This is a genomic window from Marinobacter sp. R17 (assembly GCF_003789045.1).
GTDB lineage: Bacteria > Pseudomonadota > Gammaproteobacteria > Pseudomonadales > Oleiphilaceae > Marinobacter_A > Marinobacter_A mangrovi.
In genome coordinates this window covers 1-24,601 of the sequence record NZ_RHGZ01000006.1, presented here as the reverse complement: position 1 = coordinate 24,601, position 24,601 = coordinate 1, and the positions used below count along the sequence as shown (strand labels likewise).

Below are 24,601 nucleotides of genomic sequence, written 5' to 3'. Positions count from 1 at the left end.
CGCAAGACCTGACTCCGGGCCGGTAGACTCCGAGTCTCATTGACTGTCTTTTTAGTTAATGACGGAAACGCCATCCTGTTCCGCCACAGTTTTGGCATCCGCCCGCTCAATGATTTTCACAAGCGCCGACTGGATCGCCTCGTCCTCCCGAGCGTCCTTGCTGCTCACGAATGTCTGCTTCTGGGGTTCGGCGTTCTCTTCAGCGGTAAATGAGATGACGACTTCCGACGCCCGGTCCGGCGTTTTTCCAATGTACTCCAGTGAAATCAACGGGTACCTATGGAAGCCTTTCTTGACCTGCTTTGCGATACGCTTCTTTGCTTTATCCACATTCATGATGAGCGCCAGGTGGTGACGAGGTTGGAAAAGACCGGATGGCGGCAATGCGTGAACCGAGATGACGGACCTCTGCTAAACCATTGCCCCATGCAGGACAACGTATCCTATAAAGAGAACGGCGGCTACCGGCCCCGTTTCCGGTGGTTGGGCGCCGTTCGTTCAACTCATAGCCAACGCGAATCCCCCGCCTGGCCGCGGAGAGGCGGACTACATAATCTCCAGAATAATTTTTGCTAATGGACGGCTACAAAAATAAATCTGTCCCGGTTTTCGCTTGCACCCCTTTTAATCGGCGTGAGCGACTTGGCGTGCCCAAACCAACCGAAGGGGCCAGTGCCACGGCCCCTTCGAAGCGCCACCTGACTCTCCGAGAATCAGGCAACCGGTGAGAGCACTTCAATCAACTCGGCACAAAACGCGTCCAGGTCATCCGGGACCCGGCTGGTGATCAACCCGTTGTCGTTGTGCACCGGCTCATCGACCCAATGGCCTCCGGCGTTCTGAATGTCGGTTTTCAGACTCGGGAAAGAGGTGAGCGTCCGGCCTTCGACCTGATCCGCTTCAATCAGTGTCCAGGGCGCGTGGCAAATGGCCGCCACTGGCTTGTGCTTGTTGCAGAACTGCTTGATCAGCTTAACGGCATGGGTGTCGGTTCGCAGGGCGTCGGGATTGGCCACGCCACCCGGCAGGACCAGGGCGTCGTAGTCGTCTGCGTTGGCGTTTGCCGCCGTTTTATCCACCTTGAAGGTGTGGGCCTTGTCCAGATGGTGGTAGCCCTGAATGTCACCGTCTTCGAGAGAAATCAATTCCAGCGCGGCGCCGGCACCCTGAAGATCCTGCCAGGGGCGGGTCAACTCGATTTGCTCCACGCCATCGGTGGCCAGAAATGCGACTCGTTTTCCGTTCAGTGGTGCGCTCATCCGTTGTCCTCCTCATTTCTGTTTGGCATCGTTGCCTTTTCAGGCGGTTTTCCTTTCCTCCATTTCGCTGCGGTAATCGGTTCCGAGAGAGGTTTGCTGATCGTCTGCCAGCCAACCCGGTGAATCCTGATCGGACGAAGAGACGGCCTCAACCCACTCACCGAACTCATGGTGCTCGGCAACACTGAGCCTCGCTTTTTCCTGGGTCGCATCGGACTGCATCAGGGGCACCTAGAAGTGACGCTCCTCTGCCAGCGCATGATCGGCCAGCTCATTTTTGAGGTTTTGAAACAACCGGTCCCAACGGCTCGGGTGAAAAAGTAATGCGCTCTGCCCCCTTAATCTCTATCAACGGTTGTTCCAGGCACCCATCGAACCGAGAAAGACCTCCACATCGTGCATCCCGGCGCGTCGCAGTACCGAGGCGGCGACCATCGCACGCATGCCGCTACCGCACAGCACAGTATAGGAGGTGCCCCTGTCCAACCGGTGCATCTGCTCCTGCAGGTGGCCCAGATAGAGATGGGTGGAGTTCTCAATCGCCTGTTGCTGATATTCTTCAGCCTTGCGCACATCGAGCAATTGCCAGTGGTCCTGTTTTTCACGCAAGCGGCGCGAGACGTCATCCACGCTCACCAGGGGCAAGGTACTGAATGGCTGACCAGCCGCACTCCAACCCGTCATACCGTCCGTATACGCCCCCTCGATACTGTCGTAGCCGATACGGCTGAAGTTCACCAGCGCCTCGCGGGCCTGCTCCAGACTATTGGCCACCAATACCAGCCGCTGGTTCGTATCCAGAAGCCAGCCGGCATAGGCCGCAATCAGGCCCACCGGTAATGAGATCGAATCGTGTACATGAGCACCCGCATAGGTCTCGGGGCTGCGTACATCGATGATTTCACAGCCGTCTTTCTGCTTTTCCGACAGCGCCTTGACCGTCAACGGCTTCAGCGCAAGCGGCTTCGGCGCCTGGCGGCCACCTTCGGCGTTGAGTTTTTCCATGACGCGGAAATACGGTGGCTGATAATGCTGTTCGTCCAGCTTGGCCTGTATAAAGGCCTCCCTGTCGCGAATTTGCAGCATGGCATTATTCATACGCTCGTGGCCCAAGGAGGAAAACTCGCGGTCAGCCATGCCCGAGCCACAGACAGCGCCGGCACCATGAGCCGGATAGACAATCGCCTGATCTCCGAGGGCCAGCACTTTATTCAATGAATCGAACAGGGCGCCGGCAACTTCCTCGGCACGGTCCGGATAAAAATCCGTGCGACCCACGTCACCAATGAACAACGTATCTCCGGTGAAAACCCCTACGGCGTCGTCACCTTTGTTCCTGTCGTATATCGCGATGCTGATGCTGTCGTATGTGTGCCCTGGCGTCTCCAGCACCTTGAGATCCACGTTACCGAGCGTGATGTGGTCATTTTCGCGGACGGTAGTCGCATAGCGGATGTCAGCGTCCGCGTTGGGGCCGTGCAGAACGGTAGCCCCGGTCTCCTCAGCCAGCAGGGCTGATCCGGATATGAGATCTTCATTCCGGTGCGTTTCAATGGCATGCGTGATCTGGGCGCCCTGGCTTCGGGCAATATCCAGATAAACATCGATATCGCGACGAGGATCGATCACCACCGCGCTGTCGCCATCACCAATCACCCAGGAAAGGTGCGCCAAACCGGGCGTTTTCACCTTTTCCAGAAACATATTCACGACCCCCTCTTCGATAACATGCATGGCTCTACCAATAGCCCTATGGGTTATATCTGATTTATCAAGGGAGCAAAGGGGGATGGAGTCGAAAGGGGGCGGGGCCAGGTCTGGTGTTGTGCTGTCCGTGTTTCGAAACGGCCAGGCTAAAAGCCAGACCCCTTTGATTTTTGTTCCATAAGCACGCGGCTATTGGATTGGATGACGAATGGAAAAAATCGGACAGGTGAGAGGGCGGGTTTCTGATGAAAGGCGCAGCGGCCCGTCATCGAGCGCACAGGGGGTGGATTAGCTGATCAAAATTAATGCGCTCCGGTCCCTTTAATTCTTTAATACGCAGCCCCTTTAACACGCAAAGCCCGGGTCTTTCCGTCATACTTCGATTCGACCGAAATCAGAGGGCCGGGCAAAGCTCTCCTCTGCTTTAGCAACGATTTGGTCCATCATCGCCTGCCCTCCAGTATAGAAAAGTCCGGCAATGTCCGAGGGATCCACCCTGTGCTGGCCGTACCGCCCCCCGGGAGCATGAGATTGGAGATACTGCCTTAGGTCTACAACATCTCCAAAGTTTTCTTCAGACACATCATAGCGGCCAATGCCGTTACTCACCCCGGCAGGACCGCGATCCAGTTGAACAGCCTCAATGACGGTACTGGAGACCCTCCCAGCACCGTATTCTACACCGGCCGAGAGTAGGGCTTCGCGAATGGAATCCGTTTCCTGTTCGGATAGAGCATCTGAGCCCGCAGTAACCGTTAGCTCGCCCCCCGAGATTGAGAACCCCCAATCTTTTTCGGCCAGATCGGGCGACAAGCTCTCTAGTGCCGCGTCGTAGGAATATTTCAGGTTCGCTGAGGCATTACCCAAGTCCTTGGACAGCAGCCGAACAACGCCAGAAAGGCGCGCATTTGCTTCTTCGTTGGTTTCGGTTGATGCCTCGTACACGTTCGTAACAACGCCACCCGCATCAGGTAGAGAGGATGACTCAAGGCCATGATAGACCACCGACGGACGCTCGTTCTTGTCGGCACTGGTTTGAATCGGCGATTCGCGAACTATCCTTGCGTCGCCATTAGAATACACATCCTGTTGACTTGCCGGTCGCAGCAAATGATTGACGTTCATTTCTTTCCGCTCCTTCGAAAGATACTTCTTCCCTTATCGGCGATCCGTACAGTAACTTTGGAATTAATGCACTCTGACCCCTTTAATTGTTGCCCTCCATTTTGTCTCATTCCAAGGATCACACCGCACAAGTGCTTATCGAACGGATTGTTGGCTGCCAGCGGCTCTATTTGTCCGACTGAACAGAGGCTTGCCGGTCCGGTGGCGGCAGTTTGGGTAGCATGGCCTCCACGTCAACCGTGTGAGTAGCGAAAAAAGCTTCCGCCGCTTCAATCATGGCCGGCTCGGTTTTGACGATACCCAGGTAGATTGGCCATTCGGCGTCGATCAGTTCCGTGCTGTAACGGTCTGGATCGACTGCCTCCAACCGTGCCAGATACCGGAACTCCAGTTCGTTCATGACGGTGTATTCGCACCGTTTATGCAGGAACATGTCCAGCATCTGTTGGGCATTGTACGCGTCATAGCGGACCAGGTCGGTACCGATCCGCCGCTCGAGTCGATCGCTGTAGACAAACCATTTACGCAGACAGATGTTTCCGTGAAGGTCATCGATGGAGTCCGGTTGTCCGCCGGATTGCGCGAACACACGGTCGCGCCAGGTTAACACCGGTCCGACCGCGTGCATCCGGTCCGGCAGAGGCATCCATTGCGGGTTGGCGAAAACCGCGTTGGCTTGTCCCTTTTTCAGGGCCCAGGCTTGGCGTTTGCGCGGCGTAGGACGGAATTCAGCTGCGATACCGGTCTCCAGCGTGAACTCTTTGATCACCTCGACCAAAATGCCCTTGTTAAGATGTTTGCCGTAATAAAATGGCAGAAAGCCTTCGTCTGATCCCATAATCTGAAGCGTTTGGGACGACCCTGGAAGGGACCAGAATGCTGCGATAATCAGCAAGCCTATTCTCATTGGGTCCTCCTTCCAGTGATCGATCGGGGTAGGCCGTCACTTGTCCGAGTCTGCCTTGGAGCGTTAGAGATAGCCTTTGAATAAATCAGTGTAAACCATTCGGGGGACACCACTGTTGTGCCATGCTATTTCGCCGTCCACTGCCCGTTGTGACGAGTCGCGGAAAATTCTAGAAGAATCAGAATGGTGCGTACGTCAACGGCGGAGATTATTGATCCGAACTAATGCACACAGACTTTTTAATTGCGGTTGATAAAAATTTATGCGCTCTGACCCCTTAAAATTCTGGTGTTGGGGTAAAATAACAGTATGCGCATCAGCGGGGTCAGGTCATGACTTGTGCCTTTTATGTAAGGGGCAAAACATAAGACCTGACACCGCGTCCGAATGAAATTTCCGGCGGTTGTTTTTAGTTGATTGATACCATCATTAGACCATTTTTATAAAAATTGCTTCAAGGAATAGTTTAAAGGGAATTTACGATGATAAAAAAAATTACCTTTTTATGTTTGTTTGCCCTGCTGTCTGCTTGTGGAGGAGGGGGAAGTGACTCAAGTACGAGCTCAGCAGCGAAGTCGCCTGTTTTAGTAGGGCGGTTTATGGATTCGGCTGTTGAAGGTGTCTCATTTAAAACTCCTACGATAAGCGGAGTCACTAACGCTGAAGGCGAATTTCGGTATCGAGAGGGGGAAGCAATAAGCTTTTCGATTGGTAACATACTGCTGAACGATTCTGCAGTTATAGGAAAACCAATTCTTACACCGGTTTCGTTGGCCGGCGCCAAGTACGCCTCAAACAGACGTGCTATTCTTATTATGCGATTCCTTCAAAGCCTGGACAAAGATCAAGATCCTTCCAATGGAATTGTTATATCTGAGGATGTAAGTGATATAGCTAAAAATTATTCTGTTGTTTTTACAGACGAAGTCGAGCTTTCTGATGTCAAGAATATTGTTGCGAATCTCACCTTGGATGGCAGGTCATTGGTTGATGAAAATGATGCTTTGAGCCACTACTTTAAGACGGCCGCTTCATTGAGTTCTGATCGATCAGGTATTTCTGATTTATTCGGAACTCCTCAGATTACGCAGGTTTTTGCTAAGCCAATTATGGATAATTCTAGCACCGTGCGAATTATAGCAAAGACCGATTTTGAATCAGTGATTACTCACGCCACCATTCGTGTGGGAGAGTCGCCTGAATTTCAAATGAATCAAGAAAATGATCCTTCTAAATGGGTTGTAGATCTGGAGTTGGCAGAAGTAGAAGGTAAGTCAGTCACCATTTATTTGAAAAGCACCGATGATTCAGTGCTTTCTCTATATTTCAATGCGGATCTAATAAGTTCAGATATAGATAATGATGGCGTAGGGAATTCCACTGATGCTTTTCCTTTCGATGGGGAAGAGTCAGTCGACACTGACAATGATGGAGTTGGTAATAACGCTGATGATGATGACGATGGCGATGGTACACCGGATGAGGAAGACGATGCTCCCCTTGACAGTTCGGTAGCTAATGCAAGTGCGCCGCAAGTCCTCTTCGCCGAACCTCTAGACGACGGTGCGGTGCTTAGTGAAGGACTTACTATTCGCGCGATATTTGATAAAGATATGGCTCAAAATACGATCAATCTATCCACGGTTAGCTTGAAAACGAAAGGTAAGCAAGTTTCAGTCAGTGTCAATTATGATGCCCAAACTCGTACAGTTTTTTTGATTCCGGAGGATGGTCTGTCCATTGAGGAAGAATACAAGGCTTCATTGGATGCAGATATATCTGATATGGAGGGAAACTCACTTGAAGCTGATTTTGAGTGGAATTTCTATGTTCAAGGACAGTGGGGGATTCCAAAAAAGGTATCTCCAGATGTTATAACTAGAAGCTATTTTAAATTTTCAGCCGATAATGATGGGGACGGTATTCTTACATGGACAACATTTGATGGAGTTGTCTACAAAGTTTGGGCGCAAACATTAGATAAAAGTGGGAATGCCATAGATTTAGTTAATATCGCAGAGAGTAATAATCAAATTTACGATAATTCGATAATTCATCTGGCTGATGGCAGTGCAATGTTGTTCTGGGTGAAATACATCGATGGCTGCCAGGAGCTCCGGGTATCTTCCTACAATGAGCAGTCTGGTTGGAGTCAGTCACAACTACTGTACAGATCTGACATCACCGCTGATTTGAGCGGCATTCAGTCTGCGTTTAATACTGCGGGCCAAGGTGTCTTATCTGTTGGGGTAAAGACGGATTCTCCGAATGATGAATATCTTCTGGGTATAGTTTATGACGGTCAAATGTGGGGCTCACCCGTAAAGTTGAGTGGGGAGTCTGGTGGTTTTTGGGGATGGGTTGACGTTGACATAGATGAGGACGGAAACGCGCTTGTTGCTTGGGATGCCACCATTAATCGAGAGGCGGCAAAAGTCACCTATTACGACTCAAACGTAGGGTGGAGCGAAGTTAAAATCTTAAGCTCGGATACTTCGCAGTCCCCTCAAGTGGCTTTCGTTGGACCAGGAGAAGCGATTGCAGTCTGGGGCGATTTTGCGTATTCAGGGCAAGGTGTCCAGTGGGCTCGCTTTACCTCCGAGACAGGGTGGAGCGAACACAAGAAGCTAGCAGACGGTTCCGACATATATAACGTTTCTTTGTCTAGCGATTATCACGGTAGGGCCATTGCTACGTGGAGTTTTCATAGTAACGCAGAATTATATGCTTCGGAATATATCGATGGTGAAGGGTGGGGTAATCCTCACGTGCTCGATACAATGCTTCGTGATGTGAGTAATGAAATTGAACCCATACCCGCTGGGGGGTTCGCAGTAATCTGGCGGAAAGGCGATTTTATGGAATACTCTGATATCAAAACGGCTATATACAAGAATGGCAACTGGGAAGATACCATCATCATGAATGATGGCACACAATACGTCGGTCGTGTGGGGTTAGACGTGTTAAGTAATGGTGAAATTTGGGCTAACTGGGAAGAGGGCGTACACAACAATCCGGGCCTAGTAATTAGGAAGTTTCAATGATGGTGTCGCCTTCGGATTTTCTTGGATCTCCCGGTTTTTCCGATACTTATCCGGCTGAATAGAAACTTGCATGCAGGACAACGTATCCTATAACGAGAACGGCGGCTACCGGACCCGTCTCCGGTGGCTTGGCGCCGTTCGTTCAACTCATAGCCAACGCGAATCCCCCGCCTGGCCGCGGGGAGGCGGACTACATAATCTCCAGAATAATTTTTGCTAATGGACGGCTACAAAAATAAATCTGTCCCGGTTTTCGCTAACCTATTGGCAAGAGAGGGGGAGATCTTAGGGAAGGAGGGAGGTCAGACTTCGGTTTTGTTTCGAACTAACACTTTTACTGATGGGATGAAGATGGCGTCGAAGTACTCAGGCAAAGAGGTAATTAGAGCAGGAGAGATATTTTTAAGCGAAGAAAGTAACGCTTCTGATGACGAGATGAATAGAGCGATGGATATTTTGTCATATTGGAGGTTTTCTCATGAGCATCCTCTTGAGAGAGCGCTCGATTTGCTTAGAAAGGAGACGCTAAAAAAAGACAAGAGTGCTATTTTTGCTAAAAGACTAAAAAGATATCCGTCAATCGTTGCGAAATTAAAGCGTTTTCAAAAGATGAAGTTAAAGAATATGCAGGACATAGGCGGATGTCGAGCTATAGTTTCTAGCCAGAAGAAGCTGTATCAAATAGTTAGAGAGTTAAGGAAGCGCAATGAGTTCAAGAACGGTAATGACGCTATAAGGTATAAGGATTATATCGATAACCCTAAGGAAGACGGATATCGAGGTTATCATTTGATTGGAGCCTTTGAGGATGGCGCTGGAGGAAGTAAGTCGATAGAGATCCAAATTAGAACTACGATTCAGCATGACTGGGCTACTGCGTTAGAGATTGTGGATCTATTTACAGGGCAAGCATTGAAGTCGAATCAAGGTAAAGAAGAATGGAAGCATTTTTTTAAACTTGTGAGTGATCACTTCTCGTTAATGGAGGGGATCCATTTATTCGTTTCGAAGACGACAGAAGAGCAGTTTTCAGAGTATGAAGGTATTATTAATTCGAATGCCAAATATGCTGAATCCGGGATCGAAATTCAGAAATATGAATCCAGATTAAAGATCCTGAAAACGCTACAAGCTTACGCTCATTCTCTGAAGGTAGCCGACGAGCATATATCAGCACAAAAGGCAGACGGATATGTGCTTCTTCGAGTCGATACAGTTAAAAAACAAGTCGAGTCGACAATATTTCCAACATCTCAAAATGAAATGGCTGAAAAGAAATATGTCGAATATGAGAAGGAGTCGGCAAACAAATCAAATTTAGTGGTGGCTTTGGTGTCCACTACCGCCGTGGGTGGCATCAAAGAAGCATATCCAAATTATTTTGCGGACTCGACCGACTTCATTAAATACCTGCTTCATATACTCAACGCCCCATTTGCAAGGAAGATGACTTTCATTGAAAGATGGCTGAAGGGTACCGGTCTCTAAACAAAAAAAGGTCGGGATCAAGCCTTGGCTTTTTCTATCCGCATGGCAAGGCGAAAAACGCAAGACCTGATCCCGAGACGGTGACACTTAGTCTTCAGTTTTGTCTATATCATTAAATTTGGCCGCCATAGTTGGGTTGTGTCGAGTAAGCCTTTTTATTGTTACGTCCTGAGCTTTGTTGTTTGCAAGTCGAAGATTTCGATCAGTGCTGAGTAGGGCATCTTTTGTCTTCTGAAGGTGGTTGATAGATTTATCGATCTCCTCAATTGCAGTTTGGAATTTTCTGGATGCAAGGTCGTAATTCTTCGCAAAAGCCGTTTTGAATTTGTCGAGATCACTTTCGAAGTTAGTTATGTCAATATTTTGTGCTTTAACTAAAGCGAGCTCTGACTTATATTCTAGCGACTTCATGGCTGCATTGCGTAGCAAGGTTATTATCGGAAGAAAAAACTGCGGACGAACGACATACATCTTGGGGTGGCGGTGAAAAACATCTACGATTCCAGAGTTGTACAATTCGCTATCAGGCTCAAGTAGTGACACCAGTACTGCGTACTCGCATCCTTTTTCCATACGATCTTTGTCGAGCTCTTTTAAGAAGTCTTCATTCTTCTTTTTAGTAGCCGTTTGATCATTTTCATTCTTCATCTCGAACATGATGGAAACAATTTCCGTGCCATTTTCATCAGAGTCTTTAAATATATAGTCGCCTTTGCTTCCAGTTCTCGCATCGTTATCTTTCTCAAAATATGCTCTTGGAAAGGCTGTTGCCCGAATTCGGTTGAACTCGGTCTCACAATGCTGCTCTAACGTTTCGCCAACCATTTTTGTAGACAGTCGCGCCTTCATGTCTCGAAGACGCTCAATCGCTTCATCGCGGTCCTTAATCTGTGTTTCGTATTTATCTTTAAGCGATTTTTCAACTAACTGTTTTTCTAATTCAGACCTTTCGAATTTGTTCTTTATTACGTCGCGCTCTTTTTCAATTACGCTGATGGCCTCGGTAACTGCCAGTTTTTTCTCGGTCTGTGTTGCGCTGAGTTTGGCTTTTAAGTCTTGGATTTCTTCATCTTTCGTTGTTGTGGTTTTTTGTAGTTCAATTTCAATAGCTTTTAATGCTTCTGTCACGGCAAGTCTTTTTTGCGTTTCGCTGCTCTCTAATTTGGCCTTTAATTCAAGTATTTCAGCGTCCTTGGCAGTCGCAGTCTTCTGCATTTCATTACTGATCTCACTCTTTGCGAGCTTTATTGCGCTTAACTTATCTTTTTCCGCTAGTTCTAGTCGCTCATGTAGCTGTTTCTCGAAATCACTATCGCGGACTTGTTTTAAAATATCAGCGTACCCCGCTTCATCAATCTTGAACGCTTTTTTACAGTTTGGGCAGATGATTTCGTGCATTTTTCCTACTCTACTCTTTAAGAAAGAAGCTGATACAGATTTACTTTCCATTTTTGTATCCTAAAAATAAATCTACCCCAGCATCCTTCTAAGAAGTTTATTTGTTTTTTGCTCACACTAAAATTTCGCATACCCGATGCTAAAATATTTATACTCTGTTGATAAAAGTGCTAGCAAAGAATAGCCTAAATATTTTATTTAATATATGCTAAGGAGTTTAACGCTAGGAGCGAGCGCGGCTTTGCAGTGGAGCCGAAGTCGCAATGGGAAAGCACATCACTGTGCCTGTGGTTGTTAAACGCCTATTCACCGGATTTTCTTAGCATACCCCTTTTTGACCACTCTACCGATATAGCTGTTTAACCCCTGTCCAACCTTTGCTAGGCGATGCATTTCTTTAATGCTAGCGGCACCTGCGCTCTGATTGGTATAGAGATAAATTGAACCATCACCGAACTGAACCGTGATTTCTCCAGCTTCAATTTCGTATGCAACCACATTTGAGTCGCCACCCAAGTTCTTATAGTGCTCCATCATCGCATCCTCTTTATTCTATTTATAGCCAAAAAATCGGGGGCAAGTCTTGCATTTTGATTTCCATGGCAAACGGAAGCGCAAAATATGACCCTGAAGGTCGATCGATTTAATGACAGTGATAAGGTTTAGACCCAGCATGACAGCACTGCCCTTGAGGACTGTCCTTCCGACAGCCTCCGCTATGCGCAAATGCCACTGAGGTGAAAAGTATGAGAGACAGCACCAACATGAGTTTTTTCATGTCACATCCTATTTGTCGTTAGTTTTGTTTTTATGCCGAGGATGTTTGCTTTTTATTGTTTGTAGACTTCAGTTCCGTTGAGCGGGATCTCGGATGCTTGTTTTAGTTTTTGCAGCCCTTCTTATCACAGGTAATCTGCTCAGATGTCGACGACCAATGGTCAGGCTTTTCCCTGGTGTCGTAACCGCATCCCGTGCGGCCGCCTTTTGAACCGCTATGAACGATACCTGTTCGTATGTGTTTCACTGCCATGTGAACCTCCGTCTAGCGAGGATGATTGTGAACCTGAATACAGAGGAAGAGTTACTCAAGTAAGGCGCTAAATCCATTAGCGGCGGGCAACTGATCCTTGTACAAAAAATAACCTAGTTGATGGAGGTGGGCGTGTCAATGTGAGCTACATGAATTTGGTGCGCGGCCTTCTTAACTGACTGACTTCACCCCAACAATCCGCGTCCTCTGAGGCCGAAACCCCGCCGTAGCCAACAACGCCAGCACCACCGTCACCCCCACCAACACCCCAAACGCCACCGAATTCCACTGCAAATACAGCGCAAACCGGATCGCCTCCACCGCGTGGGTGAACGGGTTGATCTGGCAGATCCAGTACAGCACCGGGCTGGCGTCCTGCATTTTCCAAAGCGGGTACAGCGCCGAGGACAGGAAGAACATCGGGAAGATGACGAAGTTCATCACGCCGGCGAAGTTTTCCAGTTGTTTCACCCAGGTGGCGATGATGAGGCCGAGGGCGCCGAGCATGAGGGCGGTGAGCAGCAGCGCGGGGAAGACGGCGAGGTAGCCCAGGGCGGGCGGCTCGACGTCGAAGAAGAAGGCAATGAACAGGAACACGTAGACCTGGCCGATGGACACCACCCCCATGGCCAGCAGTTTGGTGACCAGCAGGAAGGGCCGGGGCAGGGGGCTCATGAGGAGCACGCGCATGCTGCCCAGTTCCCGGTCGTACACCATGGACAGCGCGCCCTGCATGGAGTTGAACAGGATGATCATGCCGCACAGGCCGGGGGCGATGTAGGTCTCGTAGGTGATGTAGGTGGCGTAGGGCGGGATGATGGAGACCCCCAGCACGGCGCGGAAGCCGGCGGCGAACACGGCGAGCCACAGCAGCGGGCGGACCAGGGCGCTGGCGAAGCGGGTGCGCTGCTGCCAGAAGCGCAGCCATTCGCGGATCTGGATGCCGATGAAACAGTGCCAGTACTGGGCCAGTCGCATAGTCAGTTGCTCTCAGTTTGGCTGGCGGCGCCTGTCAGCGCCTGAAACGTATCCGCCAGGGTCGGCTGGCCCTGGGCCTCGCAGATGCGGTCGCCGTGGCCGTCCGCCAGGAGTTGGCCCTGGTGGAGGATCAGCACCCGGTCCTGGCGTTCCACTTCCTCGATCAGGTGGGTGGCCCAGAGCACGGTCAGGCCGTCTTCGGCGCACAGGCGGCGCACGTGGGCGTTCAGGCCCTGGCGGCTGGGCACGTCGAGGCCGACGGTGGGTTCGTCCAGTAACAGCAGGCCGGGGCGGTGCAGCAGGGCGCGGGCGATTTCCACCCGCCGGCGGTGGCCGCCGTTGAGTTGGCGCACGGCGTCGTTGCCTCTTTCGGTGAGTTCGAAGCGGGCCAGTTCCTCGTCGCAGCGCTGGCGGGCGGCTTTGCGGGAGAGGCCGTGCAGCGCGGCGTGGTACATCAGGTTCTGGCGCACGGTCAGGTCCATGTCCAGCGCGTTCTGCTGGAACACCACGCCGATCTCCTGCATGGCGGCAGCGGGCTGTTTGCGCACGGAGCGGCCCCGCAGTTTGATGTCGCCGGTCTGCAGCGCCAGCAGTCGCGTGATCAGGCCGAACAGGGTGGACTTGCCCGCCCCGTTAGGCCCGAGCATGGCGTGGAAGGCGCCGGGCGTCAGGTCAAAGCTGACCTCCCGCAGCACGGGCCGGCGCCCGTACTGGAAGCTGACGCGATCGACCTCGATGCTCATGCCGGGTCCGGTACGACCACCACGCCCCACGGGTAGCGGCCGACTTTGATGGATTTGATGACCTTGAGGTCGTCCACGTCGATGACGGAGACGTCCCCGGTCACGCCGTTGGTGGTGAGCAACTGGGACTCGTCGGCGCTGAAGTCCATGTGCCAGACGCGCCCGCCCACCAGGATGTAGTCGAGCACTTCGAAGGTCTTGGCGTCCACCACGGCCACGTGGTTGGCCGGGCCCAGGGCGACGAAGGCGTACTTGCCGTCTTTCGTGAGCTTCACGCCCACCGGCTGGATCTTGTCCGGATGCACGCCGCGGATCTTGAAGCTCAGGTCCTTGAGGATCTTGCGGCTGGCCACGTCCACCACGGTGACGGTGCCGCCGATCTCGGAGGAGGCCCAGGCCTGGCTGCCGTCGTGGGTGAACTCCACGTGCCGGGGGCGCTGGTCCACCATGGTGTTGTCGGCCAGCTGCATGGTCTCGGTGTCGATCCAGTGCAGCATGTTGGAGGTTTCGGTGGTGTTGATGGCCCACTTGCCGTCGGGGCTGACGGCCATGCCTTCGGGCTCCACGCCCACGTCGATCTGCGCCAGCACGTCCTTGGTCTTTACGTCCACCACGGTGACGATGGCGTCGTCCTCGTTGGAGATGTAGAGGTGGCGGTTGTTGGGGTGCAGGGCGAACTGCTCCGGGTCTTCGCCGGAGGGCAGGGTGTCGATGATCTTGCGGGTCTTCAGGTCCATCACCTGCACCGTGTCGTCGTCACTGGCGCAGATGTAGAGCAGCGTGTGATCCTTGGACATGAGGATGCCCCGCGGGCGCTTGCCCACCGGCAGGGTGTCCACCACTTCGAGTGAATCCATGTCGATCACCGACAGGGTGTTGTCCTTTTCATTGGAGACGTAAGCCAGATCCGCGAAAGCCGTCGGCGTCAGCAGCGCGGCGGTCAGGCCCAGGGCGGGTACCAGTTGGCGTAAGGTCGGTTTCATGCAGTCACCTTGTTGTTCATCCTGAGTTAGTCGGCGATCCGGCACTGGCTCTCGGGCTCGTCATAGCCGAGGGTGTCCAGTTCGGTTTTCGGGTGCAGGAAGCCTTCCTGCGGCGATATCGACACCAGCCCGCGCGGGTGCACCAGCAGGATCGGCTGGCGCAGTTGCCCGTTCCAGGTGCGGAAAGTCAGTTTGCGGCCCTTGAAACCGCCCAGCTGGAATTCGTCGGAGAGCAGGTAGGTGCGCAGGTCGGTGGCTTTCGCCTGCTTCGTACGGATCACCCCTTCGCCGATGGCGCGCACGGCGGCCCAGGCGGCGTAGTCGTCGCTGATCATCGGGCGGCCGGTCTTCTCCTCGAAGCGGCTTTGCAGTTGGCCGGCGCCCCAGTTCTCGACCGAGCGTTGCCAGGCTTCCGGGCTCATGCCCTGAGTGCCCACCACCGGGCGCGGCAGCCAGGTGTTGAAGGGCACGTACTCGCCAAAGTCCCCGCGTTCGTCGGCGACCACCACCACGTCGTAATCGTCCCCCTGGGTGAAGCGGGGCAGCTCGGCGGAGGCGGTGCGGCGCAGGTCGGCGTCGAAGGTCCAGGGCTTCTCTTCCACGATCTTCACGCCGAAGCGCTTGGCGGCCCGGTGGAAGGCGGCGACCCAGGCTTTGTCGTTGTCCGTCGGGCCGGTGATCAGGAAGGCTTCGTTCCACTGGCGCTTGGCCAGCCACTGGGCCAGGGCGTCGGTGAGCATGGCGCGGCTGGGCACGGTGTGCAGCAGGTTGGGCGGGCAGTCGGCGGTGCGCAGGCTGTCGTCTTCGGCGCCGGCGTTGAACACCAGCGCGTCTTTTCCGGCCGCGGCGGTCATCTGCTTGAGCAGGTCGGCGGGTACGTTCAGCACAAACAGGTCGATGCCGGCCTGTTGCATACGACGCAGTTCGTCCGCGGCCTGTTCACGGGAGTCGGCCACCACGGCGTCCAGCGTATAATGCTGCTTCATAAAGCGCCCGGTGGAGTTGTTGTCGTCGATCCCCAGCTCCGCGCCTTTCAGGCCGGCGTCTTCGGGCTTGGTGAGCGTGGTGGAGAGCACCGGGCCCTGGTAGGGCTGCCACTGGATATAGCCTACGGTCACCTCCAGCGCCTGCACGGGCAGGGCGGTGAGCATCAGCAGGGCGGTGATCAGGGGCATTCCCCGGCGTAGTAAACGCATGTGGACCTCGCTGGGATCTTGGTTTTGTTTTTCACCAGCGTAGAGAAGCCGCGAAACGGCGGAAATATTCAGAAAGTAGGAATAGGACGGTACCAAAGGACTATTTTTTGGCGTTTGCGGGTCGCTAGCATGGATTCAATGAACACTGACGAATCCCGGAGGCAGAGCCATGACGGTTTTTGCCCGCCTGCTGGTGGTGCTGGTGGCGGTCTTCGCCCTGATCTACGGCATCGGTGTGCAGCTTTTCCTGGCGCAGGCCCGCCTGGACGTGGCCCGGGAACTGGATGCGGCTGGTCGCATTGCCCAGGCGATCGATCCGCCGGATGCCTATGGTGTCCCGGTCGCCGATGCCTTCCGCCATATGCGGCCCGCCGCCGAGCCGCCGACCGAACGCTCGAAGGTGCCGGCCCTGTTTGTGAGAGCGGTCACCCCGGTGCGGTCGCAGCCGACGATGATCCATGGTTGGCGGTTGGACCCCGCGGACGAGATCGAGGAAGTATGGGAGAGCTTTGTACTCGTCTCCGTCGCATTCGGGCTGGGACTGTTGCTGGCCGTCGCAGCGGTATACTGGGCTGTGCGTCAGGGCGTGCGGCCGCTGCGGGCCATGGCGGATGGGCTGCGAGCGGTGCGCGAGGGGCAGTTGGGCGCGCGTCTGCCGTTGCCGCGAATCCGTGAGCTGCGGATTCTGGCAGGTCACTTCAATGCCATGGCGGAGAGTCTGGCCGCCGAGAAACAGGCTGCCTCGGAACTGACCGAGCGTCTGCTGCGGGTACAGGATCAGGAACGGGCCCTGGTTGCCCGGACCCTCCACGATGATCTGGGGCAGTACCTGACGGGCATTAGAGCCCAGTCGCTGGCTTGGGTCCACGACGACACCCTGTCCGCCAGGCACCGCCAACAGGCTGGGGAGCAGGCGCGGCACTGCGAAACCCTGCAGGGGCATTTCCGCAACCTGCTGCAGGATCTGCATCCGCTGGTACTAGAGCGACTCGGCTTGGCCCAGGCCATACAGCATCTGGTGGATGAATGGCGGCAGCTCCATCGCCTGCCCTGCGAATTGCGCATCGACCCTGATCTGCCATCGCTGGGGGATGAGGCTTCGGCACACTTGTATCGCTTTCTCCAGGAGGCATTGACCAATGTGGCCCGTCACGCCGGTGCCTCTCGGGTGCGGTTGTCGGTGGCGCGGCTGACGGATGGCCTTTGCGTCGAACTGGAAGACGACGGGTGCGGTGTACCCTGCCTGGAGGGGCACCGCGGACTGGGATTGCGTTCTATGCGGGAGCGGGCCCGGTGCCTGAGGGCAACGCTGGATATGGTTACGGCAATGGGTGAGGGGGTTCGTCTGCGCTTGCGGATCCCCGCCCGGGGAGGACAACCGTCATGATGCGTCTGTTGCTTGTGGATGACCACGTTGTCGTCCGTCAGGGAATCGCCAACCTGTTGCGGACCTTGGTCCGGGGCTGTGAACTCGATGAGGTGGAGACCGGTCAGGAGGCGGTCCGGCGTTACGGCGAGTCGCGCCCGGACGTGGTCCTCCTGGACCTGAGCCTGCCGGATATTTCAGGGCTGGAGGTGGCCCGCCGCCTGCGGTCCCGCTGGCCGTCGGCGCGGGTTTTGTTCTTTACCATGCACGATGAGCTGCCCCTGGTACGCCAGGCGCTGGATTTGGGCGCGCTTGGATTCCTTACCAAGAACTGCGCACCGGAGGAACTGGCGAGGGGCGTGCGGGATGTGGCGGAAGGGCGAGCCTACCTGGAGCATCGTCTGGCGACAAGGATGGCGATGAATCAGGACGACAACGTCGATCGCCGCCTGCGGGACATGACCCAGAGGGAACTGGAAGTGCTGCTCATGTATGCCCGGGGCGAGGATATTTCCGGCATTGCCAGCAAGCTGTGCATCAGCAACAAGACCGTGTCCAACCACCTGGCGTTGCTCAAGAGCAAGCTTCGAGTGTCCTCCGCGATCGAGCTGGTGCATTTGGCGGTGGATGCGGGCCTGGTGCGCTATGGCCAGGCCCGGGTGTACTGAGGGCAGACATCGCGGTTATGGGCGCGGACGCTTACCAGTCGAACGGGCAGTCCGTACAGCCGTCCATGTAGGTGCCCACGAACGTGGCGTAGTGGATGCGGGCACCGGTGAGGATGGCGTTGTGCAGACTGGCATGGCTCAGCTTGGCTTCCTGTAGGTTGGCGTCGGTCAGGTCCGCGCCTTCCAGATTCGCCTTGGGCAGCCAGACAATCTCAAAATTACTTGCCCGCAGGTTGGCATTGCGCAGGGTTGCCCCCGAGAAGCGAGCAAACTCGAAGTTGGCTCCGGTCAGGTCGCTGTCCGAGAAATCCGCGCCTTGGGCAAACAGGTAACGGCCGTCGGCGCCGGCAAAGTTGGCATGGGTGGCGGACGCCCCTTGCATGGCCGCCCGCGTCAGGTGGGCCCGGGCGGCCTGGGCGCCGTCCAGTCTGGCACCCTTGAGGTTGGCGCCGCGCAGGTTGGTGTGGCGCAGATTGGCGTCGCGCAGGTCGGCCTTGGCAAAATTGAATCCCTTCAGCTCGCGATTGGCGAGGTCGGCACCGCGCAAATCCACGCCGCTGCAGTCTTTATCGGCGCGGGCCAAGCAGGGATGCGGATCAATGGTCGTGCTGCTGTCCGCCTGGTGGGCGGTAGTAGAGAGTAGGCCGATCACGCCTCCGATCAGAATCAGGCGTTTCATGATGGACTCCTTATGGCGAAAAGCCGGCCCGGTGAACCGGGCCGGAACGGAGGGCACGCTCAGTCGTTGCTGGCTTCCATCCAGGAGGGCAGTTTGAAGGCCCAGAAGGAGCCACCCTGGGAGATCGGCTGGGTCAGTTCCGCCATGTCGCCGCCCCAAAGGGGCACGGCGCCGCCATACCCGGAGACCACGCCGATGTACTGCTCGCCGTCCATTTCCCAGGTGATCGGGGAGGAGATGATTCCCGAGCCGGTCTGGAACTTCCACAGTTCCTTGCCGGTCTTGGCGTCGAAGGCCTTGAAGTAGCCGTCACCGGTGCCGGTAAAGACCAGTCCGCCCTTGGTGGTCAGTACACCTGCCCACAGCGGCATGGACTCCTGGTGTTCCCAGACGATGTCGCCGCTTTTCGGATCCAGCGCCCGCAGGGTGCCCACGTGGTCGTCATACATGCGCTTGATCCGGAAGCCCTGGCCCAGGTAGGCGGTGCCCTTGTTGTAGGTCACCTCTTCGGTCCAGTACTCCTCTTTCCAGTGGTTGGCGGGAATGTAGAACAGACCCGTATCCTGACTGTAGGCCATGGGGTTCCAGTTCTTACCCCCCAGGAACGGCGGGGATACCTCAATCGCCTCGCCGCGTTTTTCCCCTTCCCTGGGCAGCGGCGGACGCTGGCCGGGGTTCTCGATCGGGCGGCCGGTGTCTTCGTCGATGCCCTTGGCCCAGGTGATATTGTCCACGAACGGATAGGCCTTGATGAAATCGCCATTGGTGCGGTTCACCAGGTAGAAGAACCCGTTGCGGTCGGCGTGGGCGGTGGCTTTGACGGTCTTGCCGTCGTCATCGTATTCAAACAGCACCAGTTCGTTGTTGCCGGAGAAGTCCCAGGCATCGTTGGGGGTGTGCTGGTAGAACCATTTGACCTCGCCGGTCGAGGGGTCGACGCCCACCTGGCCGGATGTATAGAGGCTGTCGTAATCGTGCGGATCGCCGCCTGGGGCCGTTCGCTTCCAGGTGTTCCAGGGGGCCGGGTTACCCGCACCGATGATGATGGTGTTGGTTTCCGGATCGAAGCTGGCGCTTTGCCAGGGGGCGCCACCGCCGTGGCTCCAGGACTCCGCCTTGCCGGTTTCGGTGCTGGGATCGTCCGGCCAGCTCGGGGCCTTCGGATCGCCGGTGGGGGTGCTCTTCTCGCCGTGCAGACGACCGTAGTGGCCTTCCACGAACGGGCGCATCCAGATTTCCTCGCCGGTGTCCGGGTCGCGGGCGTAGAGCTTGCCGACCGCGCCGAATTCATCCCCGGAGGAGCCGTGGATCAGTAGAACCTTACCGGTCTTCTGGTCCTTTACCAGGGTGGGCGCGCCGGTCATGGTGTAGCCGGCGGTATGGTCTTCGAACTTCTCGCGCCAGACCACCTCGCCGGTATCCTTGTTGAGGGCCACGATGCCAGCGTCCAGGGTGCCGAAAAATACCTTGTCACCAAAGATGGCCGCGCCCCGGTTCACCACATCGCAGCAGGGGCGAATGTCGTTGGGCAGCCGGTGGCTGTATTCCCAGATCTTCTTGCCGGTGTGGGCATCGAGGGCGAAGATTCGTGAGTAGGATGCGGTCACGTAGATCACGCCATCGTGCACCAGGGCCTGGGTTTCCTGGCCGCGCTGTTTCTCATCGCCAAACGAGAAGGAGTAGGCTGGCACCAGACGTTCCACGTTGTCGGTGTTGACGGTGGTCATCGGGCTATAGCGCTGGGCCTTGGGCCCTATGCCGTACATCAGCACGTTTTCGGTGGTTTCGGCGTCATGCAGGATGTCGTCCCAAGTGACGTCCTTGGCCAGGGCCGGCGTCGCCAGCCCGGCGGCCGAGCCCATCATCAGCGTCAGGCCGACGCTGCGGAGCAGGGGCCGCTTGGTCGCTGTTGTTTTCATGGTCATTCCCCTTGTGAGTTGTTGTCGTTTGCACGGAATGTGCGGGTTGACGGACTGAGTATCGGAGCGGCGGCATTCAGAGTGCGACGGAAACGCGCATCTGAATATCGGGAAAAAGGCATGAACAGCCGGGAAATGTTCCCGATCGTCGTCGAAGCGTCTGTTCGCTCTGTGGTTTTTGTACGGGGCGGATGGGGCTCATGCTTTGGCGTCGCGTCAAGACGGCTACTACCAAGGAACTAGTCTGAAGGCCCCAAAGTGGCATTCGGTCGTTGCGCACGCCTCCATAGACTGATTCGAGTAGCCGGCGAACCAAGTACAAATCCAGGCCGGCACCGGAAGCAAGAGAGGCTATTGATCATGAATTTCCGTTCTTACCTGAAGACCGCCCTCGTAGCGGGCCTGCTGGCCGGCACCACTCTGGTCATGGCTCACGGCAACGTGACACCCCAGCCTGTCGACACTGGCGATCTGCCCCACCTGGGCGATGATCCCCTGTCCGAAAACCCGTTCCGGGAAGGCAACAAGTACGGCGACAAGCACGACGAGGCCGTTAAGATCGGCAAGGCGGGCTACGCCGGTAACTGCGCCGGTTGCCACGGTATCGAGGCCATGTCCGGTGGCCTGACGCCGGACCTGCGCGAACTGAAGGAATGGGACGACGAGTACTTCATCGGCCGGGTCCGCAACGGCACCGATCGCGGCATGCCGTCGTTCAAGAGCAACCTGGACCAGGAAGCGATGTGGGCGATTAAAACGTACGTGGAATCTCTGCCAAAACCCGAGTAAGTCGGTAGGCATTGTGAGTGCTGACTTCGTTGGGTCGTGAAGGAGGGCGTATGGTCGCTGTTCGGTATCTTGCCGTTCTCGCGCTGCTGGTTCTGACCGGTCCGGCGCTGGCGGAGTCCGTGCTGGACCGTCCGCCGGATCGCACCTACGACAAGGTGATTGAGTCCGGTTACCTGCGGGTGGGCGTGTACGAGAACTTCCCGCCGTATTCCTTCATGCAGGATGGCCAGCCCGCCGGCGTCGATGTGGACGTGGGCCGGGCCATTGCCAAAAAGCTGGGCGTGGATTTCCAGGTGCACTGGATCACCCCGGACGAGACCCTGCAGGACGACCTGCGCAACAACGTCTGGAAGGGCCATTACCTGGCCAAGCGCCGCATCGCCGATGTGATGATGCGGGTGCCCTACGACACCGACTACGCCTACATGACCGAGTCCACCGGGGAGATGGTCAACGAGGAAGTGGTGATGTTCGGCCCCTACCAGAAGGAACAGTGGCAGATCGCCTACGACCCCAACGACCTGGAGGCCGTGCAGACGGTGGCGGTGTTCCAGTACAACCCGATCGGCGTCGAGATCGACAGCCTGCCGGATTTCTACCTGAGCTCCGCCTTCCGCGGCCGCATGCGCAACCAGACCCATCACTACCACAGCATTGGCGAGGCGTTCGACGCCATGGTGGCGAACGAGGTATCGGCGATCATGGGCATGCGGGCGGAAGTCGACTACCTGTTGGCGACCGATCCGGACCACCGCTTCAAACTGGCCGAGAATGGCTTCCCCGGCATCGCCAAGCAGCAGTGGGATGTGGGCATGACGGTGAAGAGTTCCCACCGGCAGCTCAAGTACGCCATCGAGGCGGCAGCCGACAAGATGGTGCGCGATGGCGAGATGAAGGCCATCTATGAGCACTACGGGCTGCGCTACGGCCTCCCGGCCTATTACGAGGAAGTGCTGGGGCAGGCGGAGGAATGACCATGCTGCGTCACGCATTGCTGCTGGTGGGGGCGCTTGCCAGTACCGGCCTGGCGGCGTACCCGAAAGACCCCTACGGCTCGCCCATGTGGGATTACAACCTGGAGCGCTATCTGGGGGAAAAGGCCGAGGTGGTGCTGGACGACCGCGTGAACCTGGAAGTGCCGCCGTTTGCCGAGGACTCGTCCCAGGTGCCGCTGACGGTGGACCTGTCGGGGTTCGACGCACCGGTGCAGAAAGTCATCACCTGGGTGGATCTCAACCCCATCCCGCATCTGTTCACCTACGTGCCGCAAACCCGGGTGACGGTGGTCTCGCTGAACTTCCGCGTGCAGCAGGCCACGACCGTGCGCGCGGCGGTGCAGGACGAGTCCGGCGTGTGGCATGTGGGCAGCGCCCATGTGGATGCGGCGGGCGGCGGGTGTACCGCGCCGAGCCAGGCGTCGTCCGACCCCAATTGGGAAGAGCACTTCGGCCAGATCCGCGGTGGCGCGTTTTCACCGGCCAACCAGTCGCGGCTGAAGGTCTATGTGAGGCACCCGATGGACTCGGGCATGGTGGGCAACATCCCCGCCTTCCACATCGAGACGCTGGAAATCCGCGACACGGCTGGCGGGCAGGACGAGCCCCTGCTGAAGATGACCCTCTCGGAGTCCGCAGCGGAGAATCCGATGTTCGTGTTCGAACTGCCGGACGCGCCGCCCCAGTATGAGGTGTGGATGCGCGACAACAACGGCAACCAGTTCCAGCGGCAGGTCGGGGAGGCGTTATGACGCGGTGGTGTCTGATCCTGCTGGCGGTGATGGCGCTGCCGGCCCAGGCGGCGTTGCGCTATCACCTGGAGCCGAAGCAGATCGCGCCCGATACCTGGATGGTGGAGGGCAAGACCGAGAATTTCTCGAAGGAGAACGGCGGCAACATCGTCAATACGGCGTTCATCGTCACCGACGCCGGCGTGGTGGTGATCGACACGGGCCCCTCGCTGCAATACGGCGATGCGCTGCACGACGCGATCCGCAAGATCACCGACAAGCCCGTCACCCACGTGCTGATCACCCACCATCATCCGGATCACGCCTTCGGCAACCAGGCTTTCCCGGAGCGGAGCCTGTCGGCGCTGCCCGAGACCACGGCACTGCTGGAACGGGATGGCGAAGCCTTCTCCGACAACATGTACCGCATGATCGGCGACTGGATGCGCGGTACCCAGGTGGTGCTGCCCACACAGGAGCTGGCGCCGGGTCCGCTGATCGTAGGCAATCACACCTTCCAGCTCTGGGGCTTCACCGGGCACACCGGCGCCGACCTGGTGATCCTCGACAAGACCACCGGCACGCTGTTCGCCGGCGACATGGTGTTCTACAACCGCGCCATCACCACGCCCCAGTCGCCGGGGCTGAACGTCTGGCAGCAGGAGCTGGATCTGCTGGCGGAGATTCCCTTCGAGCGCCTGGTGCCGGGCCATGGCCCGATGGTCACTGACGACCGCGCCTTCCGGCAGATGCACGCCTACATGACCTGGCTGGACGCCCTGTTCAAGAGCAGCGCCAACCGGGGGCTGACGGCGAATGAAGTCATGCGCACACCGATTCCCGGGCGCTTTGACTCGATTGCGGAGGCGTCGTATGAGTTGATCCGGTCGACGACGCATCTGTATCCGCGGTATGAGCAGGCGGCGTTGAGGATGCTGCCGGAAGAATAGCTTAACCGGTGTCCTGCGGTTCGCCCTGATCCCGTGGGACACCCATTGCGGCGGGAATCCGTCACGTTATGCCCGGCCTGTTCCGGGCTTTTTTGTGCCCGGAGTTCCCGAATTCAATGTGGCCAATGTCTTTAGCCCGGATTTCTCATAGCGACCCAGCAAGTCTCGCAGGCTGGGTAGATTAGCGCCATGACCGCTCAGCTGCGGGCGTGATTGCCTAATAATTGGTCAATTTCTGTTATCCGGACACACTGCCCCCTTACCCCCATTGCGTCGGGCCGGGGGAGCCCGGACATCTACCCCGGAACCAGGCGACGCACCAGATCCGTGAGTTCGTCTTTGTAAGGATAGCTGTCGCTCATCAGCACCCGAACTCGACGGGTATTGCGGATGATCACCGCACCCACCTTGATCAGCTTGAGTCGCAACGTGCTGGCGCTCATGCGCTCGAAGGGTGTTTTCCTCAGGTGGCTCCGCAGCCGTTCGAACAAGGTATAGGCAAAGCCCGACAGGATTAGTCGCCACTGGTTGGTCCACCAGTGGGTGCTGGAAGTACGGTCGGCAAACAGGCTCAGTTGCTGGTCCTTGATCCGGTTCTCCATGTCGCCCCGGGCACAATATTGCTCGTAGTAGAGCTTGAAGC

The 24,601-nt window shown here is 56.2% G+C and carries 24 protein-coding genes; 8 read left to right on the top strand and 16 right to left on the bottom strand.

Annotated elements, in window-relative coordinates; genetic code table 11:
- Positions 1–51: 51 nt before the first annotated feature.
- The 6 genes from EB809_RS06115 to EB809_RS06090 form a co-directional block, all read right to left on the bottom strand.
- Complete coding sequence (locus tag EB809_RS06115) at positions 52–336, bottom strand: hypothetical protein (protein ID WP_123633939.1); 285 nt, start codon at positions 334–336, stop codon at positions 52–54.
- 377 nt (positions 337–713) lie between these two features.
- Positions 714–1,259 (bottom strand): type 1 glutamine amidotransferase domain-containing protein, encoded by a 546-nt coding sequence (locus tag EB809_RS06110; protein ID WP_123633938.1) that lies wholly within the window; start codon positions 1,257–1,259, stop codon positions 714–716.
- A 39-nt stretch (positions 1,260–1,298) separates the two neighbouring features.
- Complete coding sequence (locus EB809_RS06105; protein WP_123633937.1) at positions 1,299–1,481, bottom strand: hypothetical protein; 183 nt, start codon at positions 1,479–1,481, stop codon at positions 1,299–1,301.
- A 126-nt stretch (positions 1,482–1,607) separates the two neighbouring features.
- Positions 1,608–2,993 (bottom strand): MBL fold metallo-hydrolase, encoded by a 1,386-nt coding sequence (locus tag EB809_RS06100; protein ID WP_223807840.1) that lies wholly within the window; start codon positions 2,991–2,993, stop codon positions 1,608–1,610.
- Between the two features lie 345 nt (positions 2,994–3,338).
- Positions 3,339–4,091 carry a hypothetical protein gene (locus tag EB809_RS06095; protein WP_123633936.1) on the bottom strand — a complete coding sequence of 251 codons (753 nt, stop codon included), beginning with the start codon at positions 4,089–4,091 and terminating at the stop codon, positions 3,339–3,341.
- A gap of 166 nt (positions 4,092–4,257) precedes the next feature.
- Positions 4,258–4,986, bottom strand: coding sequence for a substrate-binding periplasmic protein (locus EB809_RS06090; RefSeq protein ID WP_223807839.1), 729 nt, complete (start codon positions 4,984–4,986; stop codon positions 4,258–4,260).
- Between the two features lie 494 nt (positions 4,987–5,480).
- Here EB809_RS06090 and EB809_RS06085 point away from each other — a divergent pair, with 494 nt between their 5' ends.
- Together EB809_RS06085 and EB809_RS06080 are read left to right on the top strand one after the other, a co-directional pair.
- On the top strand, positions 5,481–8,045 hold the full coding sequence (locus EB809_RS06085) for an Ig-like domain-containing protein (protein ID WP_123633934.1): 2,565 nt from the start codon (positions 5,481–5,483) through the stop codon (positions 8,043–8,045).
- Positions 8,046–8,396: 351 nt separating this feature from the next.
- Positions 8,397–9,533 (top strand): RelA/SpoT domain-containing protein, encoded by a 1,137-nt coding sequence (locus EB809_RS06080; protein WP_123633933.1) that lies wholly within the window; start codon positions 8,397–8,399, stop codon positions 9,531–9,533.
- Positions 9,534–9,620: 87 nt separating this feature from the next.
- Here EB809_RS06080 and EB809_RS06075 read toward each other — a convergent pair whose 3' ends face one another.
- The 7 genes from EB809_RS06075 to EB809_RS06050 form a co-directional block, all read right to left on the bottom strand.
- Positions 9,621–10,982 (bottom strand): DUF2130 domain-containing protein, encoded by a 1,362-nt coding sequence (locus EB809_RS06075; RefSeq protein ID WP_223807838.1) that lies wholly within the window; start codon positions 10,980–10,982, stop codon positions 9,621–9,623.
- Between the two features lie 255 nt (positions 10,983–11,237).
- Complete coding sequence (locus EB809_RS06070) at positions 11,238–11,468, bottom strand: hypothetical protein (RefSeq protein ID WP_223807837.1); 231 nt, start codon at positions 11,466–11,468, stop codon at positions 11,238–11,240.
- A 15-nt stretch (positions 11,469–11,483) separates the two neighbouring features.
- On the bottom strand, positions 11,484–11,606 hold the full coding sequence (locus tag EB809_RS21270; RefSeq protein WP_223807836.1) for a (2Fe-2S)-binding protein: 123 nt from the start codon (positions 11,604–11,606) through the stop codon (positions 11,484–11,486).
- Between the two features lie 526 nt (positions 11,607–12,132).
- Entirely contained in the window at positions 12,133–12,939 is an 807-nt protein-coding gene (locus EB809_RS06065; protein WP_123633932.1) for an ABC transporter permease, read from the bottom strand.
- A 2-nt stretch (positions 12,940–12,941) separates the two neighbouring features.
- Entirely contained in the window at positions 12,942–13,682 is a 741-nt protein-coding gene (locus EB809_RS06060; RefSeq protein ID WP_123633931.1) for an ABC transporter ATP-binding protein, read from the bottom strand.
- Entirely contained in the window at positions 13,679–14,665 is a 987-nt protein-coding gene (locus EB809_RS06055) for a YVTN family beta-propeller repeat protein (protein ID WP_123633930.1), read from the bottom strand. Before EB809_RS06055 ends, EB809_RS06060 begins: the two co-directional genes overlap by 4 nt.
- Before the next feature lie 26 nt (positions 14,666–14,691).
- A complete protein-coding gene (locus tag EB809_RS06050) occupies positions 14,692–15,861 on the bottom strand; it encodes an ABC transporter substrate-binding protein (protein WP_123633929.1) in 1,170 nt (389 codons plus the stop codon).
- Between the two features lie 169 nt (positions 15,862–16,030).
- Here EB809_RS06050 and EB809_RS06045 point away from each other — a divergent pair, with 169 nt between their 5' ends.
- Together EB809_RS06045 and EB809_RS06040 are read left to right on the top strand one after the other, a co-directional pair.
- Entirely contained in the window at positions 16,031–17,248 is a 1,218-nt protein-coding gene (locus EB809_RS06045) for a sensor histidine kinase (RefSeq protein WP_123633928.1), read from the top strand.
- Complete coding sequence (locus EB809_RS06040; RefSeq protein WP_123634071.1) at positions 17,248–17,895, top strand: response regulator transcription factor; 648 nt, start codon at positions 17,248–17,250, stop codon at positions 17,893–17,895. The genes EB809_RS06045 and EB809_RS06040 overlap by 1 nt, the downstream gene beginning before the upstream one ends.
- 31 nt (positions 17,896–17,926) lie before the next feature.
- On the opposite strand, the gene EB809_RS06035 is transcribed toward EB809_RS06040, so the two are convergent.
- Both EB809_RS06035 and EB809_RS06030 read right to left on the bottom strand, forming a co-directional pair.
- Positions 17,927–18,574: a pentapeptide repeat-containing protein gene (locus tag EB809_RS06035; protein WP_123633927.1), complete on the bottom strand. Its 648-nt coding sequence runs from the start codon at positions 18,572–18,574 to the stop codon at positions 17,927–17,929.
- Between the two features lie 59 nt (positions 18,575–18,633).
- Positions 18,634–20,499, bottom strand: a complete 1,866-nt coding sequence (locus EB809_RS06030; protein WP_123633926.1) for a methanol/ethanol family PQQ-dependent dehydrogenase — start codon at positions 20,497–20,499, stop codon at positions 18,634–18,636.
- Positions 20,500–20,853: 354 nt separating this feature from the next.
- Here EB809_RS06030 and pedF point away from each other — a divergent pair, with 354 nt between their 5' ends.
- The 4 genes from pedF to EB809_RS06010 are packed head-to-tail and all read left to right on the top strand — an operon-like array spanning position 20,854 to position 23,958.
- Positions 20,854–21,282, top strand: coding sequence for a cytochrome c-550 PedF (gene pedF / locus EB809_RS06025; RefSeq protein WP_123633925.1), 429 nt, complete (start codon positions 20,854–20,856; stop codon positions 21,280–21,282).
- A gap of 50 nt (positions 21,283–21,332) precedes the next feature.
- Entirely contained in the window at positions 21,333–22,256 is a 924-nt protein-coding gene (locus EB809_RS06020) for a substrate-binding periplasmic protein (protein ID WP_123633924.1), read from the top strand.
- Between the two features lie 2 nt (positions 22,257–22,258).
- On the top strand, positions 22,259–23,029 hold the full coding sequence (locus tag EB809_RS06015) for a quinoprotein dehydrogenase-associated SoxYZ-like carrier (protein WP_190294836.1): 771 nt from the start codon (positions 22,259–22,261) through the stop codon (positions 23,027–23,029).
- Positions 23,026–23,958 (top strand): quinoprotein relay system zinc metallohydrolase 1, encoded by a 933-nt coding sequence (locus EB809_RS06010; RefSeq protein ID WP_123633922.1) that lies wholly within the window; start codon positions 23,026–23,028, stop codon positions 23,956–23,958. Before EB809_RS06015 ends, EB809_RS06010 begins: the two co-directional genes overlap by 4 nt.
- 296 nt (positions 23,959–24,254) lie before the next feature.
- Here EB809_RS06010 and EB809_RS06005 read toward each other — a convergent pair.
- The coding region (locus EB809_RS06005) for a transposase (protein ID WP_190294835.1) at positions 24,255–24,601 on the bottom strand (347 nt) is incomplete at its 5' end.